This is a genomic window from Paeniglutamicibacter sp. MACA_103, assembly GCF_045798555.1.
GTDB lineage: Bacteria > Actinomycetota > Actinomycetes > Actinomycetales > Micrococcaceae > Paeniglutamicibacter.
Genome location: NZ_JBIXLN010000068.1, coordinates 1 through 15,475, shown reverse-complemented (window position 1 = coordinate 15,475; position 15,475 = coordinate 1). Strand labels below are relative to the sequence as shown.

At 64.8% G+C, this 15,475-nt stretch carries 15 protein-coding genes and 1 pseudogene; 9 read left to right on the top strand and 7 right to left on the bottom strand.

Annotated features, from left to right (window positions below):
• Positions 1-37 precede the first annotated feature (37 nt).
• From ACIPVK_RS20465 to ACIPVK_RS20445, 5 genes are read left to right on the top strand one after another with little or no spacing between them, the layout of a single operon-like run.
• On the top strand, positions 38-799 hold the full coding sequence (locus tag ACIPVK_RS20465; protein WP_407613828.1) for an SDR family NAD(P)-dependent oxidoreductase: 762 nt from the start codon (positions 38-40) through the stop codon (positions 797-799).
• 18 nt (positions 800-817) lie between these two features.
• Positions 818-1,138, top strand: a complete 321-nt coding sequence (locus ACIPVK_RS20460; RefSeq protein ID WP_407613827.1) for a 2Fe-2S iron-sulfur cluster-binding protein — start codon at positions 818-820, stop codon at positions 1,136-1,138.
• A gap of 3 nt (positions 1,139-1,141) precedes the next feature.
• Positions 1,142-2,440, top strand: a complete 1,299-nt coding sequence (locus ACIPVK_RS20455) for an NAD(P)/FAD-dependent oxidoreductase (RefSeq protein ID WP_407613826.1) — start codon at positions 1,142-1,144, stop codon at positions 2,438-2,440.
• Between the two features lie 49 nt (positions 2,441-2,489).
• Positions 2,490-3,194, top strand: coding sequence for an HD domain-containing protein (locus ACIPVK_RS20450; protein ID WP_407613825.1), 705 nt, complete (start codon positions 2,490-2,492; stop codon positions 3,192-3,194).
• Positions 3,191-4,693, top strand: a complete 1,503-nt coding sequence (locus ACIPVK_RS20445; RefSeq protein ID WP_407613824.1) for an aldehyde dehydrogenase family protein — start codon at positions 3,191-3,193, stop codon at positions 4,691-4,693. Before ACIPVK_RS20450 ends, ACIPVK_RS20445 begins: the two co-directional genes overlap by 4 nt.
• Before the next feature lie 318 nt (positions 4,694-5,011).
• Here ACIPVK_RS20445 and ACIPVK_RS20440 read toward each other — a convergent pair whose 3' ends face one another.
• The gene (locus ACIPVK_RS20440; protein WP_407613823.1) at positions 5,012-5,197 is read right to left on the bottom strand and encodes a hypothetical protein; all 186 of its coding nucleotides are present in this window, start codon (positions 5,195-5,197) and stop codon (positions 5,012-5,014) included.
• Between the two features lie 64 nt (positions 5,198-5,261).
• Positions 5,262-6,209 (bottom strand): trypsin-like serine peptidase, encoded by a 948-nt coding sequence (locus tag ACIPVK_RS20435; RefSeq protein WP_407613822.1) that lies wholly within the window; start codon positions 6,207-6,209, stop codon positions 5,262-5,264.
• A 370-nt stretch (positions 6,210-6,579) separates the two neighbouring features.
• On the opposite strand from ACIPVK_RS20435, the gene ACIPVK_RS20430 reads away from it, so the two are divergent.
• Positions 6,580-7,182 (top strand): very short patch repair endonuclease, encoded by a 603-nt coding sequence (locus tag ACIPVK_RS20430; protein ID WP_407613821.1) that lies wholly within the window; start codon positions 6,580-6,582, stop codon positions 7,180-7,182.
• Between the two features lie 53 nt (positions 7,183-7,235).
• Here ACIPVK_RS20430 and ACIPVK_RS20425 read toward each other — a convergent pair whose 3' ends face one another.
• The 4 genes from ACIPVK_RS20425 to acnA all read right to left on the bottom strand — a co-directional run bounded on the left by ACIPVK_RS20425 (position 7,236) and on the right by acnA (position 11,768).
• Entirely contained in the window at positions 7,236-8,060 is an 825-nt protein-coding gene (locus ACIPVK_RS20425; protein WP_407613820.1) for a polyphosphate polymerase domain-containing protein, read from the bottom strand.
• A gap of 2 nt (positions 8,061-8,062) precedes the next feature.
• Positions 8,063-8,731 carry a DUF4956 domain-containing protein gene (locus tag ACIPVK_RS20420; RefSeq protein WP_407613819.1) on the bottom strand — a complete coding sequence of 223 codons (669 nt, stop codon included), beginning with the start codon at positions 8,729-8,731 and terminating at the stop codon, positions 8,063-8,065.
• 100 nt (positions 8,732-8,831) lie between these two features.
• On the bottom strand, positions 8,832-9,035 hold the full coding sequence (locus ACIPVK_RS20415) for a hypothetical protein (protein ID WP_407613818.1): 204 nt from the start codon (positions 9,033-9,035) through the stop codon (positions 8,832-8,834).
• A 78-nt stretch (positions 9,036-9,113) separates the two neighbouring features.
• Complete coding sequence (acnA, locus tag ACIPVK_RS20410; protein WP_407613829.1) at positions 9,114-11,768, bottom strand: aconitate hydratase AcnA; 2,655 nt, start codon at positions 11,766-11,768, stop codon at positions 9,114-9,116.
• A gap of 117 nt (positions 11,769-11,885) precedes the next feature.
• Here acnA and ACIPVK_RS20405 point away from each other — a divergent pair, with 117 nt between their 5' ends.
• Positions 11,886-12,575: a GntR family transcriptional regulator gene (locus ACIPVK_RS20405; protein WP_407613817.1), complete on the top strand. Its 690-nt coding sequence runs from the start codon at positions 11,886-11,888 to the stop codon at positions 12,573-12,575.
• A gap of 18 nt (positions 12,576-12,593) precedes the next feature.
• On the opposite strand, the gene ACIPVK_RS20400 is transcribed toward ACIPVK_RS20405, so the two are convergent.
• The gene (locus ACIPVK_RS20400; RefSeq protein WP_407613816.1) at positions 12,594-13,490 is read right to left on the bottom strand and encodes a LysR family transcriptional regulator; all 897 of its coding nucleotides are present in this window, start codon (positions 13,488-13,490) and stop codon (positions 12,594-12,596) included.
• A gap of 163 nt (positions 13,491-13,653) precedes the next feature.
• Here ACIPVK_RS20400 and ACIPVK_RS20395 point away from each other — a divergent pair, with 163 nt between their 5' ends.
• Positions 13,654-14,991, top strand: a complete 1,338-nt coding sequence (locus tag ACIPVK_RS20395; RefSeq protein ID WP_407613815.1) for an MFS transporter — start codon at positions 13,654-13,656, stop codon at positions 14,989-14,991.
• Between the two features lie 62 nt (positions 14,992-15,053).
• A pseudogene (locus ACIPVK_RS20390) lies at positions 15,054-15,475 on the top strand (acyl-CoA dehydrogenase); the annotation flags it as partial.

The window sequence follows — 15,475 nt, the reverse complement described above, 5'->3', positions numbered from 1 at the left end:
CAGCATTCACCCCAGTGAAAGGCCACCGGTACAGCACATGACTACCGTTTCCCACACCCCGCCGGGCACGGTGCTGGTCACCGGCGCCGCCGGGGGCCTCGGCCGGGCCTTCGCCCTGGGCTTCGCCAAGCGCGGCTACGCAGTCGCCGCCGCGGACATCGATCCGGTCGGCACCCAAGAGACCGCCGAACTCGTCCGGGCCGCCGGCGGCCGCGCCGAGGCCTTCACCGTCGATGTCACCAGCCCCGCCTCCACCGACGCGCTCGCCGCCGAGGTCGCCGGTTTCGCCGGCGGCCAGGTCCAGGTGCTCATCAACAACGCCGCCATCTACGCCTCCGTCACCCGCTCCCCCTTTGAGGAGATCGACTTCGACGAGTGGGACCGGGTCATGGCCGTGAACCTCAAGGGCCCGTGGATGATGGCCCGCGCGCTCAGCCCGCACCTGGGCGCGGGTTCGCGCATCATCAACCTGGCCTCGGCCACGGTCTATTCCGGTTCCGAGCAGTGGGCCCACTACGTGGCCTCCAAGGGCGGGGTCATCGCCCTGTCCCGGGTCATGGCCAAGGAACTGGGCCGGCGCGACATCACCGTCAACACCATTGCCCCCGGCTTCACGCTCACCGAGGCCAGCTACGGGCTCATGGACAACGCCGAAAACTACGGGGTCGACCGCGGAGCGCTCAAGCGGGCCAGCCAGCCCGAAGACATCGTCGGCGCCGCGCTCTTCCTCGCCGGCCCCGATTCATCCTTCATCACCGGTCAGACGCTCGTCGTCGACGGTGGCCGCCAGTTCATCTAGAAAGGCCAGTTGATCACCATGCCTACAGTCCACTTCACCGATGCAGCCGGTGCCACCACGTCCATCAACGCCAACACCGGGGACTCGGTCATGGAGACCGCGGTGCGCAACGGCGTCACCGCCATCGTCGCCGAATGCGGCGGCTCGCTCTCCTGCGCCACCTGCCACGTGTTCGTCGCCGAGGCCGACCTGCCGACGCTCGAACCCATGGGAGAGATGGAGGACGAGATGCTCTACGGCACCGCCGTGGACCGCGAGGACAATTCCCGACTCTCCTGCCAGATCCGCCTTTGCGAGGGCCAGGAACTTCACGTCACCACCCCCGAAACGCAGGTCTAGGACATGGAAACGCTCACCGTTCCCTCCCTGGCCGGGGCCGACGCGCCGGCCCCGGGCACCGCCACCGGATTGTTGATCATCGGCGCCTCCCAGTCCGGGGTGCAGCTGGCTATTTCCCTGCGCGCCCTGGGCTACACCGAACACATCACCCTGCTGGGCGACGAGGACCACCGCCCCTACCAGCGCCCCGCCCTATCCAAGGAATTCCTGCAGGACAAGGTCGGCAGCGAATCACTGATCTTCCGCACCAACGAATACTGGATCGAACACAACGTCACGTTGGTCAAGGGCGAGCGGATCGGGTCCGTGGACTCCAACGCCGACGGCAGCGGCATCGCCCACGGGACCTCGGGAACCACCTACCCCTACACCCGCCTGGCATTGACGGTCGGCGCCCGCCCGCGGCGCCTGGATGCCCCGGGCGCCGGCCTGGACGGCGTGGTGTACCTGCGCAATGCCGACGACGCTCTGCGCCTGAAGGAACTTGCCCCGTCCACCACCGACGTGGTCGTGGTCGGCGGCGGCTTCATCGGCCTGGAGGCTGCCAGCTCCCTGGCCTCCATGGGCAAGCGCGTCACGGTGCTGGAATACGGGCCGCGCCTGGTCGGCCGCACCGTGGGCACCGAAACCAGCGAATACTTCCTCACCGAACACCGCAAGCGCGGCCTGGACATCCGCATCGGCGCCCGCATCGAAGAAATCCTCGATGACGGAAACGGCGCGCTGCGCGGGGTCAGGATCGAGGACGGATCCGAAATCACGGCCCAGATCGTGCTGGTCGGCATCGGGGTCATCCCCAACACCGAGCTCGGCGAGGGCCTGGGCCTGGAGATCAACAACGGCATCGTCGTGGACTCCGGAGCGCTCGCTTCCGACGGCACCACCATTGTCGTCGGGGACGTGGCGAACATGCCCAACCCCGTCCCGGGCGCACCCACCGGCGAGCGCATCCGCCTCGAGTCGGTGAACAACGCCATCGAGCACGCCAAGGTCGCCGCCTATTCGCTCATGGGACGCAGCGAGGAATACGCCGGCATCCCCTGGTTCTGGTCCAACCAGGCGGACATGAAGCTGCAGATCGCCGGGCTCTCCACCGGATTCGACTCCACGGTGCTGCGCCGGGACCCCGAGAAGGGAAAGTTCACGGTCCTCTACTACCGGGCCGGGCGCATCATCGCCGCCGACGCCGTCAACGCCCCGCTGGATTTCATGGCCGTCAAGTCGGCGCTGGCCGCGGGCAAGTCCATCGACCCGGTGGCGGCGGCCGATCCGACCACCATGCTCAAGTCCCTCATCATTTAGCCACTTCTTCCCCCATTCTTCTTCCCAGACGCAAGGAGCCGCACGCGCCATGAACACCCTCACCGACACCGATCCCGGCGCCGCCTTCGCCGCGGCCTACCCGCAACGTCCCATCCCGGCCGCCCGGACGGTGGACACCTCCCCCATCGCCCTGACCCCGGGCATCGAGGCCGACCTACACCCGCTGTGGGCAGCGGTGGTTCCCGAGACCAGGGCCCGCGGAAACGACATCCACCTCCCGATCTCCCTGGCCTTCGCCCGTCGCCTGTGCGACGCCTACCCCGAGGCCAACCGCGACCTGGTGCTGGTTTCAACGCTCTTGCATGACACCGGATGGGCACATGTGGATGAAACCAAGATCATCTCCGAGGGCTTCCGCGGGGACTGGCGCAAGGCCGGCATCCGCTTTGAGCACGAGCGACTGGGCTGCGACGTGGCCCGCCGCGTGCTGCCGCCGCTGGGCTACGAACCCGGCTTCATCGAAGCGGTCTGCGCGATCATCGACGGACACGACACCCGTCCAGTGGCCCATTCCCTGGAGGACGCGCTCATGCGCGACGCCGACCGGCTCTGGCGCTTCGACCATGCCGGCATTGCCCTGGCCGCGGGCTGGTTCTCGCAGAACCCTGCCGTCTACACCGACCGGCTGGAGACCGAGATCATCCCCGAGCTCATCACCGCCGCGGCCGTGGACATGGCCACCACGGACCTGGACCGTTCCCGCGCCCTGCTGCAGACGGCGGTGCTGCGATGAGCACGCAACAGCAGCTCGGCGCCGCGGCTGCGCGCGAGGCGCTCGCCCTTCCCTACCGCCACGTCGACACCCACTTCATTGACGGCGCATGGGTTCCCTCCACGGGCAGCGCCCGCAACGACGTCACCGATCCGGCCACCGGGCTGGTGTGGGGCTCGGTTGCCGACGGCACGGCAGAGGACCTCGAGAGCGCGGTGAACGCGGCACGGGCGGCCTTCGACGCCGGCCCGTGGCCGCGGCTGGCTCCCTCCGAGCGCGCCGCGGTCATGCTGCGCATTGCCGATGAGATCGAGGCGCGCGCCACCGAGCTGTCGTACACCAACACGCTGGAGAATGGCTCCCCGGTCTCCGAAACCCAGGGGGCGGCCGCCAACGCGGCGGGGATCTTCCGCTACTTTGCCTCGTTGGCCCCGTTGCTGGAATCGACGGACGTCCGCCCCTTCCCCAACGGCCTGGGCGAGTCCCTGGTGCGCCGGGACCCGGTGGGCGTCTGCGGGTTGATTGCCCCGTGGAACTTCCCGATCAACCTCATGGTCATCAAACTGGCGCCCGCCTTGTTGGCCGGGTGCACCGTGGTGATGAAGCCTGCCTCCCCCACGCCCTTGTCGTTCAGGATCATCATGGATGCGTTGGCCGCCGCCGGTGTTCCTGCCGGTGTGGCAAACCTGGTGACAGGCTCCGGCCGCCTGGGAGATGCGCTGGTGCGCCATCCCCAGGTCAACAAGGTCGCGTTCACCGGCTCCACGCCGGTCGGTCGCAAGATCGCCGCGGCCTGCGGGGAGCTGCTGCGCCCAGTCACCCTGGAGTTGGGTGGGAAGTCCAGCGCCCTGGTGCTGCCGGACGCCGATCTGGGTGCCATGGGGGACGCGTTGATCCGCTCCTGCATGCGCAACACCGGGCAGACCTGCTACATTTCCACGCGCATCCTGGCCCCTGCTTCCCGCTACGACGAGGTCGTGGACCTGGTGACCACCACGATTTCGTCCGCCCCACAGGGCGACCCGTTGGATCCGGGCACCGTCTTTGGCCCTTCGGCCACCGCCAGCCAGTACCGCACGGTGCTCGAGTACATCGAGTCGGCGCATGCCGAGGGCGCCCGCGCCACCACCGGTGGTCACAAGGCACAGCTGGGCGGCGACTTGGAGTCAGGGTTCTTCATTGCCCCGACGGTGTTTGCGGATGTGACACCCGGGATGCGGATATCCCGGGAGGAAATCTTCGGACCCGTGGTTTCGATCCTGCGCTATGACGGGGTTGACGAAGGCATCGCGCTGGCGAACAACACCGAGTTCGGACTCGGAGGCCTCGTCTTTGGCACCGACATCGATGCGGCCCAGGCGGCGGCGGAACGCATGGATACCGGCAGCGTCGGCATCAACTTCTTTGCGTCCAACCATGCCGCACCCTTTGGCGGGCGCAATGATTCCGGGCTGGGGACCGAATACGGTCCCGAGGGCCTGGCCGCGTACCTGAGCTACAAGTCGATCCACCGGCGCTGATGAGGGCCAGCAGCGAGCCGCCCGGAGCACGGAAAATGAACGTACCCGGCGGCTCGCTGCTCACTGGACCCAACCTTCACACCCAATGTCATGGCCAGACACATCAAATCCATAGCCTCGGACCATAGAGTCATTACTACCTCATGAAGGTGCGAGTGATGCGAGCACCGGCTGGATACACGATTTGTCCCCCGAATCTTCCGGCCGGTGCTCAAACCTTTAACGGCCGCTTCGCCCATGCTGCCGGCAGCCGGAATCTCTCAATCTGATTCAGCACGTTCCCGGATCGATCTGTCGCCTTGTTTTGAGCCTGCAGCTTCAGGAATGAGATTCATCTTCATCGTCCGGAAGGTGTGGATCCGGCAATTCGATTTCCCGAGGCATCGCTGCTTGTCGTCGTTCCTCGGTGAAGTATTCGAATTGTTCTTCAGGCGTCGCCTTCAGTTTGCTGACGGATGGTTCAACACCCTTCGATTCGTTTTTCTCGTTATCGGTGGATTCCATGTTGCACGTCCTTAACGACCGTGGGTGGAATGCCATCATGGCATTCCACCCACGGTTCGGACTACTAGTTTTGTGCGCTCTGGTAGGCCTGCTCGATGACCGATCCCCAGTACGGGCCGAACATCGTATTGCGGATGCCCCCGTAGCCGAAGCTGTTCACCGAGTTCTGGAAGCCATCCGATCCACCGAGGAACCAGGGCCCTCCGGAAGAACCGCCGGTCATGTCGCAGGGAATTCCCTGCGACTGGGTCTGCCCGTACGGATCGTCCGTTGCGGCCCCGCTGCATGATTGCAGCGTCTCTCCGTCGAATGGCCGTGCCGCCGGGTAACCGAATGCCGTGTAGGTCAGACCCCGGGCCTGGTTGAAGGCGACACCCGAGGCTCCGACCTGATCGGCCAGGCTCACCCCGCTCTGGTCCGAGACCACGGCGAAGGCCGTGTCATAGGTGATGTCTCCACCTTGCGTCCATTGCGTCGGAGCGACGAGCTCGGTTGCGGCAAAGGACCCATAGGGAGCGCTGCCGTTTTCGTAGGCAGGGACAAAGACCCAACGAGTCGCGAAGGCACCGGGCCCCTCGTTGACGCAGTGACCCGCGGTCGAGACGGTTGCCTCATTTGCGGCGACAACCGCGTTTCCGGAGCATACGTAATTCGATCCGCCCAGGGTGAAGAACACCTTGCCAATGTGCGACACGGGTGTCTCGCCCACGTTCTTGACCGGCTTGCTTGCCGTCGCTTTAGCCTTGCTTGCTGCTCGACCGGCAATCTTGGTGGATTCGCCGATGTCCAGCGGAGCATGCGACGCCGATTTGCCGCGGGTTAGGCTGTCTGCGGGCTTAGCCTCCTTCATTCGCTTCGGCGTCCAATAGTCCATCGCCGCTTCGGCCTGCGTCGAAGAGATCTTCTTCGTGTCGACCGAATCGGCTTCGGACAGCGGGGCCGAAGTTGCCGTGGATGCGGTTCCGCCGATCAGGGCGCCCGCTAGAAGAAGCGCAGCTACCGTCCTGCTCATGGATTTGCCCTTGGGATTCTGACTTACGTACGTTGCTTGCACGTTTTTTCCTGTCCGGTGACACCGTCGTCACCTTCAAAAGTGGGTGCCGAGGCACTGGTGCACAACAGTCAAACACATGCTTCAAACAGTGACTATAGACTTTTGGCCACCATTTTCTGGGCCGAATTTCCCGGAGCTCGGAAATTTATGAAACGAATCAGAGTCAAAAATTGGGGGATTACCCACAAGTAGGTTCGTCATCGAAACTTCCGCCTTTTCTGCAGATTGCCCTGTCTCGGCACTCACGCAACAGAATCTAGGGTCTGACCGGGTTCATGATTGGCCGAAGTCGCGAAGCCGAATTGCACCAAGAGCCCGTTTCAGGAATGTGAAGGAAATCGGCGGCAACGTAAGCGGTGGCGGTAACAAAAAAATCTCACCCACACGATTGATCGTGCCCTTTCCGAGGCAGCGGGTGCACAATCGAAACATGGACAGCATGTCCGCACAACAACGCTCGCAACTTATGGCCAAGATCCGCGGCAAGGATACGAAGCCCGAGCTGATCGTGCGCCGAATGCTCCACGCGGCCGGATACCGATATCGGCTCCACGGCCGCATTTCACGTGGAACACTCGAGGAGTTGCAACGCGAGAACCCGGAGACACGCCTTCGCGGCGGCAAGCTTCCCGGCACCCCCGACATCGTTTTTCCCGCCCGCCACCGGGCCGTGTTCATTAACGGATGCTTCTGGCACCTGCACGACTGCCCCGCCGGCCAACACGCCCCTGCGACGAACGCGCAATTCTGGGCGGACAAGCGCAAGCGCACCCGTGAACGGGATGGGCAAACCATCGAAACCCTGCGGGCTCTGGGCTGGGAGGCCATCGTGGTGTGGGAGTGTGAACTACGGGATCCGAAGTCCACGCTCGAAACTCTCGCCCATTTCCTGGGCCCTCCTTCACGGGCCAAAGGCATTGACGGGGCATGAAGGTCCGCAGGCGACAATCCTGCGCGTCTTGATGAGACTGGGACGCAATCTACCTACGCCGGTTGCGCGATTCGGTTCCAGCTGAAGTGCTGCTTCAAGAGCCGGCTCCACTTGTTGGCGGCCAGGTGCGGGTGCAGCAGGGCGATGCCGATGCAGTACTTGCTCATGCTCACCGGCCGGATGCCCATCTTCGCCAGCGCCGAGTCGGCGGCTCCGCGCCCCGCGGCGGTCTTCGTCTCGATGACGAACAGGTCCGGTCCGTGCACCACCGTACCGTCATGCGAATACACCAGGTTCACGTCGCAGGTCAGACGCTCCTCGTCCAATGGGTTCACTAAGGTCCCGCGGACATAGTCGCTGCGCATCACCGCCTCTAGGTACGGCAGCTCCTGGTTGTACTCGGTGCGGAGCTGCTCGCTGAGGAATCCAGAGGCCTCGGAGTTGATGGTGTCCCGCTCCCCCAGTTCATAGGGGATCCGGTGTTTCACGGTCTGCCCGCGCAGCCCCTTGAACTTCGCCTCGAACATGCACAGTCCGGAATCGGCGTAGGTGCGCGTGCGGATCTTGTAGCGGCGACGCCGTCCCTGCTTGTGTGCGGTGAACATCTCCAAATCCGGGGTGTCAAAGTACACCGATTCGTAGGTGAACATCCGGCGCTCGCCGATCTGCATGATCCGGAAGTCGTCCCCGAGCCTCGACATCAGCTCGGTGAACTGCCCGGCGGTCAGCAGGAACTTCTTGTCCACCCGGGTCATCAGGGCCGCCTCGCTCACAACTTCCTCGAGCGAGATCGGGGCCGCCGCCCCGGCCGCCGCCGACAGGGCCTGGGCACATGAACCGGCCAGCACCTCCGGCCCGGCGGATCGGGTCGCGGTCATGGCTAGCGCCCCTGACGCTGGGCTAGGTCCCGCTCCCCGGACGGCCGAACCCGCGGCGGGTGCAGTGGTGCAGGGATGGATTCGATGGCCGGGGCGTCGACGAGCTGCTGCTGTTTGCCGGCCGTGGTGTTGGCGCGGAAACGCACGTCCACGATCGTCAGGTCGCGGACCATATCCAGCTCGAGCACCACGGTACGCAGCACCTTGGCGTTGAGCAGGTCGGCCAGTGCGGCATGCAGCTGGTGCTGCTGGGCATAGGCGGTGTCCAGCGTGACGGTCTGGCGCATGGTGCGGCGTCCGAAGGCCGGGTGGTCGGCGACGAACATGACCAGGACCATCGCGAAGCTGAGCGCCGGCGAGAGCCAGGCCGGGTCGGGGTGCAGCCCGTTGATCAGTCCGATGGCCAGCGAAATGAAGTAGTACGCCACTTCTTCCTGGGTCAGGGTGTCCGAGCGCAGGCGAATGATCGACAAGATCCCGAAGAGGCCCAGTCCCAAGCCGGCGCCTGCACCGGAGCCGTTGAGCAGCATCGTCACCCCGAAGATGCCGAAGTTCAGTGCCAGGTAGGCAAGTGCCAGATCCTTGCGGAAGTGCCGTCGGTAGTAGATCCCGCATACCAGCACGACCATCGCCACCACATTGGCGGCCAGCGCAATCCAAAAGTTCTGCATGTCGGAACTCCATCGTTTCGAGGGGGAAACTCAATCTCTGTCTGGCTAGGACCATATTGGTCGATTATGAGACGCGAAGGAGCGTTTGATGAGAGGGCTCTCATGAACGCAGGGTAAACGGCAGGTTAATGCCACCCAAACGAGGCCCAAGCGCCGCCCAACGCAGGGGCTCCGAGCGGTTGGATAGGGACAGGTCAACGGCTTCCAGCGCCGGGTCGATGATGCGCGTGCGCACCAGTTCCCAGATGACCTGTGCCATATCATCGCGGATGGTCTCAACGAGGGTCCCCGTGACCTTCTCCATCTGCCACGCCTCGTCGTTGGTTCCTCTTGCTTCATGTCGCCCCAGGCGCGGCCGGCCGTCGGGATAGAGCCGAGCCGTCTAGCTCCGGTGGGGCCGCGCCGCGTCGATGGTGCTGCGCAGCAGGTGCGGGATCACGCCGCCGGAGCGCAGCAGCACCACCTCGAGCTCGGTTTCCACCGCGGCGCGGGCGACGAAGTCCTCCACGGCCCCTGACCGGCTTCTCAGGCGCACCCTGATATCGGCCCGGACGGCGATGTCCCCGGGTTCGGCGACGATGGCCACGGTGTCCCCCGGGACCAGCTGTTGGAGGCGGCAACGCATGGATTCGGGCACCAGCAGCGGCAGGACCCCCATGCCGATCAGGTTGGAGCGGTGGATGCGCTCGAAGCTGCCGGCCAGCACGGCGCGCACGCCCAGCAGGCGCTGGACCTTCGCCGCCCAGTCGCGGGAAGACCCGGTGCCGAACCGTTCCCCGGCGATGATGACCACCGATTCCCCGGCGGCCTCGTAGCGGCGGGCCGCCTCGTGCAATTCCATGACCTCGCCGCTCGGGGCGTACACGGTGTGTGCCACCGGCAACGGGGCGGAAAGCGAGTCCCCGAGCTTGTTGCGCACACTCTTGGCGTGGAAGCCGCCGCGCAGCATGACCTCCCAGTTGCCTCGGCGGGAAGCGAAGACGTTAAGGTCCTCGCGGTTTTCCCCGCGTTCGACCAGGAAGTCGGCAACGCTCGATTCATGGGGAATGGCGCTGGCCGGGGAGATGTGGTCGGTGGTCACGTCGTCGCCGAGCACCAGCAACGGGTGTGCCGTGTAGGAGCCGAGTTGGCTTCCGGCGTCACGGGAAGCGAAGGGCGGGCGCCGCAGGATGGTGGATTCCGGGTCCCAGGCGAATTGCGCCCCTTGCGGGTATGCGAGCTTGTTCCACAGCGGGTTGGTGGCCGCGTCGCGGAAGTCGCGGACAAAGTCGGCCGCGTCGTGTCCTTGCGCCCAGGCCGCCTCGATTTCCTCTGCCGTGGGAAGCAAATCGTCCAGCATGACGGCGGGGCGGTCGGCGGTCGCCGGGGCGAATTCGTGGCGCTGCAAGTCGATGTCGGCACGTCCCGTCAGGGCATAGGCGATGACCAACGGCGGGGACATCAAAAAGCCCAGGTCCAGGTCCGGATGGATGCGTCCGGCGAAATTGCGGTTGCCGGAGAGCACCGCGACCGGGCGGATGGCCCCGGCGGCAAGCGCGGAGGCGACGGGCAGCGAAAGCGCACCGGAGTTTCCGATGCAGGTGGTGCAGCCGAAGCCGACAATGTCGAAGCCCACGGACCCGAGGTCCTCGAGGAGTCCGGACCGGCGCAGGTAGCTGGCGGCGGCCGGGGAGCCGGGGGCCAGCGAGGTCTTCACCCAGTGCGGCACCTCGAGTCCCAGTGCCCGGGCCTTGCGGGCCAGCAGGCCGGCGGCCACCAACAGTTTCGGGTCGGTGGTGTTGGTGCAGCTGGTGATGGAGGCCAGCGCAATGGCGAAGCGCGGAAGTTCGCCGATGCCCTCCGCAATGCCCCCGGTTTCCGCGGCGAGTACCTGCGGGATCTCTTCCAGCGTGCGCAGGTCCTGGGGGCGGCGCGGTCCCGCGGCGCGCAAGGACACCGTGGACAGGTCGAGTTCGAGCACGTCGGTGTATTCGGGGGTGGCCTCAGGGTCGAACCAGAGGCCAATGGCCCGGTAGAAGTTCTCGACCAGTGAGATCTGTTCCTCGGGGCGTCCGGTGTCGCGCAGGTAATCCAGCGCGTGGTGGTCGACCGGAAAGTAGCCGGTGGTGGCCCCGTATTCGGGGGCCATGTTGGAAATGACGGCTCGCTGCCCGACACCGAGCGTGGCCACGCCGGAACCGAAGAATTCGACGAACTCCCCGGAGACTCCGCGGGTGCGCAACATGTGGGTAATGGTCAGCGCCAAGTCGGTGGCCGTGGCACCCGTCGGCAGCGAGCCGGTGAGCCTGAAGCCGATGACATCGGGAATGCGCAGCGTGGTGGGCAAGCCGAACATGACCGTCTGGGCCTCGAGCCCGCCCACTCCCCAGCCCAGGACCCCCAGCCCATTGATCATCGGGGTGTGGGAGTCGGTGCCGATCATCATGTCCGGCACGATCAGTGTTGGTGTGCCGGCATCGATGTCGGCGTTTTCCGGGTGGGCGAGCGTGGCCAGCTGTTCGAGGTTCAGCGTGTGCATGATGCCGGTTCCCGGCGGGTTGATATTCACGGTTTCCATCGAGGCCGAGGCCCATTTGAGGAAGCTGTAGCGCTCGCGATTGCGGCGGTACTCGTGGGCGAGGTTGCGGGGAGCCGCATCCTTGGCGGCGTATTCCTCCACCGCCAGCGAGTGGTCGATGGACACCTCGACGTTCAGGCTGGGGGTCAGGACCCCCGGGTCAATGCCGATCTCGGCCAGCGAATCGCGCATGCCGGCGATGTCGACCAGGGCCGGGGTGCTCGTGGTGTCGTGCATCAGCAGGCGGTGCGGCCAGAACTCGAGTTCTTCTTCCGAGCTCCGTGTGGCCAGCCACCGGCGCAGGTTCGCAAGGGTGCGCGCGCTCTCCTGCGGACTGGAGCGGCGCAGCGTGTTTTCGGCCAACAGGCGCAGGACCACCGGCAGGCGGTCAAAGTCCTCCCCCAGTGCTCTGCGCAGATTGGTTGCACGGTAGTCGAGGCCGTTGGCCCGAAACGCGATGGTGTCGTGGACGAGCGGCATTGCCACTGGGGTCCCTCCCGATCCATATTTTATAATCTATAAGCTGTAAAATGCAGGTTATCATCGCCCTGGATATTCTTGGGGCACGGACTCCACTTTGTGAAAGGGCTGCCGCCGATGAGCATTTCACCCGCGCTGACCAAGAACGCCTACGCCTACGAACAGGTGCGCCTGCGCATCATGAATGGCGAGTTGGCCCCGGGCCAAGCGTTGGCGCAATCCAAGTTGGCTGCCGAACTCGGTGTCAGCCTCACGCCGATGCGCGAAGCGCTGCGCCGCCTCGACGCCGAGGGGCTCGTGACGATTGATGCGCACAAGAACGCCTGTGTTTCCACCCTCACCGACGCCGAAGCTCGCAATCTCTTCACGGTTCGTGAGCGCCTCGATCCCATGGCCGCGGCGCTCGCGGCGGAACACCGGACCGCGACGGACATCGAGGCGATCAAGGCAGCGGCAGCCGCTATGAAGCCGCTGAACAAAGAATCAACCTTGGAAGCACTCGGTGCCCACCGCGATTTTCACCGGGCCATTTACCGCGCCTCGCACAACGACGTGCTAATCAATATCCTCGATTCACTTTGGGACAAGGCCGACCGATATCGACAGATCGCTTTGCAGGAACGGCGCGACTCGGCGACCGAATCCAAGCGTGTTGCTGCCGAACACCGCCAAATCATGAAGGCCGTCATCGAAGGAGACGCCGAGACCGCGGAAGAAGCCATGACCACCCACGTACGCGAGTCATTGGGTCGACTGGCGATTGACGTCTTGGCCAACGGCACCGAGCAGGAAAGTGCCACTCGCTGACGAATTCCTTGTGAGGAATCAGTCGCAGGCCACGGGCGGGAACGCGTTCTTTGCCAAGGCAACGACCGTGCGCAGCGCCAGGGATGGATTCGAATCCCTCCACGCCAACGCGATGGGCAGCACCATGCCCGTGTCAACGAGCGGCCTGTATGTGACTCCGTCCACCTGGATGTGACTCGACGAGCCGACCACGATCGCCACCCCGACGCCTGCCCCGACCAGGGCCAGCATACTGTAGGGGTCGGGTGCCTCCTGCGCAACGTGCGGCACGAACCCAGCCGTCGCACAGAGGGATAGCATGGCATCCCGGACCCGGGACCCATGCGAGGCCGGATACGCGATAAATCGCTGGTCCCGCAGCTCACCGACACCGACCTCGTCCTTGTCGGCCAGAGCATGGTCGCTGGGAACAGCGACAACGAGAGTCTCGTTGCGGACCAAAAGCGTGGAGATGCCAACAGGGGCAGCGGAACTGATCACTCCCAGGTCGATTTCCCCGTCACGGAGCATCGACAGGGCCTCGCCCGAGTACATCTGGGGCTGGAGGGCGAGGCTAATGCCTGGCTGCTCGCGCGAAACTTCCCTGGCCAGGATGGACATGATCGAATACCCGGTGGTTCCGGCAAAACCGACCTTGACAAGGCCGATCTCCCCCTGCTGTGCGGAACGGGCAATGCGCTTGACTCCGTCGACGTGAACGTTGATTACCTTCGCGGGTTCAAGCAGCGCCTCGCCGGACGGGGTCAACCGGACCTTTCGCGTGGTGCGCTCGAACAATTCGGTTCCCAACTCACGCTCGAGCAAGCGGATGGACCGGCTCAGCGCGGGTTGGGCCATGTGCAGTTTTTCTGCGGCACGGCCGAAGTGCAGTTCCTCCGCCACGGCCAGAAACGCCTCGAATTGCCGAAACTCCATGTCCCGAGCCTTCCCTGTTTTACCGTCTACCGGCAGTGATGCGATTATTCTAAAATCTACATCAATCAGTGGCAAATGTTGTCTTGGACTATAAAGATCAATCCTGAAATAGTGGTATCCGACACAGGGGTGAGTGAGGCCCCTCACCCCACGGAGGAGCACCATGAGCATCAGGAACGCATCAACGTCGGACGCACCGACGGTGACCGGAATCGATCCGAAGCAGGGACGCAAGGCAGGCATTGCCGCCTTCGTAGGAACCACCATCGAGTGGTTCGACTTCTACATCTACGGCACCGCTTCGGCACTGGTGCTCGGCAAGCTCTTCTTCCCCGAGGCTTCCGCAGCCATCGGCACCTTGGCCGCCTTCGCGACCTTCGCCGTCGGCTTCCTGGCCCGGCCCCTGGGCGGAATCATCTTCGGCCACTTCGGCGACAAGTTCGGCCGCAAGAACACCGTCATCACCACGCTGCTGCTTATGGGCGCCGCAACCGTCGGGGTCGGCCTGCTGCCGACCTACGCACAGATCGGCATTGCCGCCCCGATCCTGCTGATTCTCCTGCGCGTGATCCAGGGCGTTGCCATGGGCGGCGAATGGGGAGGGGCGGTGCTCATTGCCACCGAGTTCGCTCCCCCGAAGAAGAAGATCCTCTACGGCGCCTTCGCCCAGCAGGGCTCGCCCGTGGGCAACTTGCTGGCGACCCTGGCCTTCCTCGGCCTGACTTTCTTGAGCAACGAGGCATTCAACTCCTGGGGCTGGCGGCTACCGTTCCTTGCCTCGGCCGTGCTGATCATCATCGGTCTCTACATACGCCTGCACATCACCGAAACCCCGGAAATGGTCAAGGCCGTCGAGTCCAAGGTCCAGAAGCGCGTGCCGCTGGCCGAGCTCATGAAGGACCACTGGCGCGTGGTGCTGCTGGGCGTCGGCGCCGTTGTCGCCGGCGTGGCCATCACCTACGTGAAGACCACCTTCGCACTGTCCTGGGCCACCAAAGACCTGGGCTTCGGGCGCACCGAATTCCTGCAGATCGTCACCGTTGCCCTGGTGGCCCAGGTCGTGATCCAGCCCTTCGGCGCCATCCTCGCTTCCAAGATCGACGTGAAGAAGGCAGTGCTGTGGATGCTGCTGCCGGAGATCGTGCTGCTGCCGCTGATGTTCTTCATGATCCAGACCGGCAACTTCGCCCTGGCCATGATCGGCATGGTGTTGGCCACCGCACCGCACGCCATGTACTACTCGGCACTGGCCGGCGTGCTGGCCCAGCTTTTCCCCACCCACATCCGCTACACCGGAATCTCCGTTGCCTACCAGCTCTCCACCGCGATCTTCGCCGGAACCGCACCGTTCGTGAGCCAGGCCCTGCTGACCTCCACCGGGTCCATCTGGCCCGTGGTGTTCCTGGCCGTGGGTTACGTGTTGCTGTCCATCATCTGCATGAGCGTCCTGCTGCGAGGCAAGGCATGGGCCAACCGCGAAGCCGACGCCGTCACGAGCTAACCGCCGGGCTCCGGCCTCATCCCGCATTTCTCCCTTCAAATCTTGAAAGACACGTGAAAACGATGAATTTTGCCACCAGCGACCCGGCCTTGCTGCCCCTCGTCGAACGCTACCTGGATTCCGAGGACCGGGATCTGCTCGTACCGGTCCTCACCGGGCTCGGCGAGGACGCAGCCACCCGCCTTGCTCCCCTGGCCGATGTGGCCGACAAGAACAAGCCGACCCTGGAGCACTTCGACCGCGACGGCAACCGCGTGGATGAGATCACCTACCACCCCAGCTACATCGAGCTCTCGAAGGCCGCCTACGAACAGTACGGCCTCTCGGCGCTCTCCCACCGCAGCATCCACGGCTGGGAGTGCAGTCCCCCGCACCTGGCCAAGTACGCCATGAGCTACGTCTTCGTGCAGGCCGAGTTCGGCCTGGCCTGCCCGGTCTCGATGACAGATGCCGCGGCCCGCACGCTGCGCAAGTTCGGCGATCC

Excerpts from the sequence above, each read along its gene's own strand:
- ACIPVK_RS20420 (WP_407613819.1), bottom strand. The coding sequence starts at position 8,731 with ATGCAGAACTTTTGGATTGCGCTGGCCGCCAATGTGGTGGCGATGGTC.
- ACIPVK_RS20425 (WP_407613820.1), bottom strand. The coding sequence starts at position 8,060 with ATGACCGCGACCCGATCCGCCGGGCCGGAGGTGCTGGCCGGTTCATGT.
- ACIPVK_RS20400 (WP_407613816.1), bottom strand. The coding sequence starts at position 13,490 with ATGGAGTTTCGGCAATTCGAGGCGTTTCTGGCCGTGGCGGAGGAACTG.
- ACIPVK_RS20395 (WP_407613815.1), top strand. The coding sequence starts at position 13,654 with ATGAGCATCAGGAACGCATCAACGTCGGACGCACCGACGGTGACCGGA.
- ACIPVK_RS20455 (WP_407613826.1), top strand. The coding sequence starts at position 1,142 with ATGGAAACGCTCACCGTTCCCTCCCTGGCCGGGGCCGACGCGCCGGCC.
- ACIPVK_RS20440 (WP_407613823.1), bottom strand. The coding sequence starts at position 5,197 with ATGGAATCCACCGATAACGAGAAAAACGAATCGAAGGGTGTTGAACCA.
- ACIPVK_RS20405 (WP_407613817.1), top strand. The coding sequence starts at position 11,886 with ATGAGCATTTCACCCGCGCTGACCAAGAACGCCTACGCCTACGAACAG.
- acnA (WP_407613829.1), bottom strand. The coding sequence starts at position 11,768 with ATGCCGCTCGTCCACGACACCATCGCGTTTCGGGCCAACGGCCTCGAC.
- ACIPVK_RS20450 (WP_407613825.1), top strand. The coding sequence starts at position 2,490 with ATGAACACCCTCACCGACACCGATCCCGGCGCCGCCTTCGCCGCGGCC.
- ACIPVK_RS20460 (WP_407613827.1), top strand. The coding sequence starts at position 818 with ATGCCTACAGTCCACTTCACCGATGCAGCCGGTGCCACCACGTCCATC.
- ACIPVK_RS20465 (WP_407613828.1), top strand. The coding sequence starts at position 38 with ATGACTACCGTTTCCCACACCCCGCCGGGCACGGTGCTGGTCACCGGC.
- ACIPVK_RS20415 (WP_407613818.1), bottom strand. The coding sequence starts at position 9,035 with ATGGAGAAGGTCACGGGGACCCTCGTTGAGACCATCCGCGATGATATG.
- ACIPVK_RS20445 (WP_407613824.1), top strand. The coding sequence starts at position 3,191 with ATGAGCACGCAACAGCAGCTCGGCGCCGCGGCTGCGCGCGAGGCGCTC.
- ACIPVK_RS20435 (WP_407613822.1), bottom strand. The coding sequence starts at position 6,209 with ATGAGCAGGACGGTAGCTGCGCTTCTTCTAGCGGGCGCCCTGATCGGC.